The 2,178-nt window shown below is 77.0% G+C and carries 1 protein-coding gene and 1 pseudogene; one reads left to right on the top strand and one right to left on the bottom strand.

Going from position 1 to position 2,178, the window contains the following annotated elements:
• Positions 1 to 399: 399 nt before the first annotated feature.
• Positions 400 to 1,623 (bottom strand): ROK family protein, encoded by a 1,224-nt coding sequence (locus AE652_RS39990; protein ID WP_049660604.1) that lies wholly within the window; start codon positions 1,621 to 1,623, stop codon positions 400 to 402.
• A gap of 350 nt (positions 1,624 to 1,973) precedes the next feature.
• Between AE652_RS39990 and AE652_RS39985 the strand changes: the two are divergent.
• Positions 1,974 to 2,178: pseudogene (locus AE652_RS39985) on the top strand (hypothetical protein); the annotation flags it as partial.

Here is a 2,178-nt window from a genome sequence, read left to right as displayed (position 1 = left end):
CGGGGTGGTCGCCGCGGGGGTGGTGGCGGCGGCGGTCGGCGTGGCCGAGGCCGTGGCACCGCCGTCGGCCGCCGACGGGTCGCAACCTGTCAGCGCCAGGCCGACGGTGAGCACGAGTCCGGCGAATCCGGCCAGGCCGGCCCGACGGCGACCGGGTATCCGTGAAGGCATGGGAGGAGAACGCTCCGTTCCGTTTGGATGAGTCGTGCGATTGAAGCAGGAATCGCACACGGACCATCCACCGAATCCCCACTCGTTGGCAGATCGAGACCTTCCGGTCACCGACCGTCGCCACCCCGCCCGAACCCCGCCCGCATCGCGTCCGCCGACCGGCCGCCCGCCGACCGCTCCCGCCCCGTCGACCGTCCGACCAGACCGGCCGTCAGCGCGGCCCAGCCGTCACCGCAGCCCCGCCGTTCGGCGCTCGAACACCGCGGGGCGGGCGGTCTCCAACGCCGTGGCGACCGCGCCGAGGAGCACCGCCTCCTCCCCCAGGAGGCTCGGCGCGAGCGTCGGCCGCATCGGGGCGAGCCCGTGCAGCGCCCGCTCCAGCGGCTCCAGGAGCAGGTCCGCGCTGCTGCCGATCCCGCCGCCCAGCACCACCAGGTCCGGGTCCAGGACGGCCGAGAGCACGGCCACCGCGTAGGCGAGCCGCTCGGCCTCCCGCTCCACCGCCCGGACCGCCGCGGGCTCCCCGGCCCGGGCCCGCTCGAACACCTGCTTCGCCGTCAGCTGCCGCGCCGCGGACTCCCCGTCCAACCCGAAGTCCCGGGCGGCGCGCACCACGGCGTCCGCGGCGGCGTCCTGCTCGATGGTCGCGGGCGGCTCGCCGGGCCGCCCGGACAGCGGCACCAGGCCGATCTCGCCCAGCCCGCCATGTGCGCCGAGCAGCAGTTCGCCGTCCTTCACCACGCCCAGCCCGAGCCCGGTGCCGACCAGCAGGTAGGCGAACATCCGGCTGCCCCGCCCGGCGCCCAGGGTGTACTCGCCGAGCGCCGCCAGGTTGGCGTCGTTGGCCACCGAGACGGCCGTCCCCAGGCCCTCGCCTATCCGGTCGAACAGTCCCGGCCTGTCCCAGCCCGGCAGGCTGTTGGCGTAGCGCACCCCGCGCCGCTGCTCGTCCCACACCCCCGGGGTGCCGATCACGGCGTGCACGATGTCCCCGGCCGCCAGGTCCGCCTCGGCGATCGCCTCGTGCGCGGCGGCGACCACGGCGTCGGCGACGGCGTTCGCCGAGCGGCCCCGGTTGGCCACGTCCCGGCGGGCGACCACCGTCCCGGCCAGGTCCGCCACCGCCACTCGCAGCCGGGCCCGGCCGATGTCCACGCCGAGCACGTGCCCGGCCGTCGGGTCGACCTCGTACAGCACGGCGGTGCGGCCGCGCTCGGGGGCCAGCCGCCCGGCCTCCCGGACCAGTCCGGCCCGCTCCAGCTCGGCCAGCGCGGCCGAGACGGTCGGCTTGGACAGACCGGTGTCCCGGGCCAGCTGGGCGCGCGTGGAGCCGCCGCCGGTGCGCAGCAGCTCCAGCAGCAGCCACTCGTTGTTGCTGCGCAGCCGCTGCCGGTTCCACGGCACCCCGGGGGCCCCGGCCGCCGGGCGACTGGTCGGCTGGTGGGGGCTCATCGGGTTCCTCCGGTCTGGATCTTCGGGCGCGGGTCGGTACGGCCGGGTCGTACGTCCGGGCCGGTACGGCCGAGTCGGTACGTCCGGGCCGGTACGGCCGGGTGGGCCCGGCCCGGGCCGCGGCGTCCGGGGCGGGCGCCGCCGCCCAAGTATGACCGGTGATCATCCGGTGTTCGCCTGCCGTATCCCCACGGCCCCACCCACGCCTCCCCACCACTTCCCCACTCCCCCGCGGCCTCGCCGCCGGCTCCGTGCGGAGCCGGCCGCACCCCGTTACAGCACCGTCTCCGACCGGTCAACGTTTCACCCACTTGTGGGCGTGCCGCGCCCGGGCGCGTGATCATGGGCGTATGCACTTCCGGCACGGCAACCGAGCAGAGGGGCCGCGGCCCGCGTCACCGGACTCCCGGTCCCTGGCGGCGACCGCGGCGGCCCTCGCCGCACGGCTCGGCGCCTTCACCAGTGGTGACAGCGCCGGCGGTGGCAGCGCCGGCGGCGAGGGCCCGGGCGACGATCCGGAGCGGCTCCGCGAGGTCCTCGCCGCCGCCCCGGTCG

Origin of the sequence: Kitasatospora sp. MY 5-36, from assembly GCF_001182915.1 — a bacterium.
Taxonomy (GTDB): Bacteria; Actinomycetota; Actinomycetes; order Streptomycetales; family Streptomycetaceae; genus Kitasatospora.
Note: the sequence above shows the minus strand (reverse complement) of the source record. Positions and strands in the feature narration are given on the sequence as shown.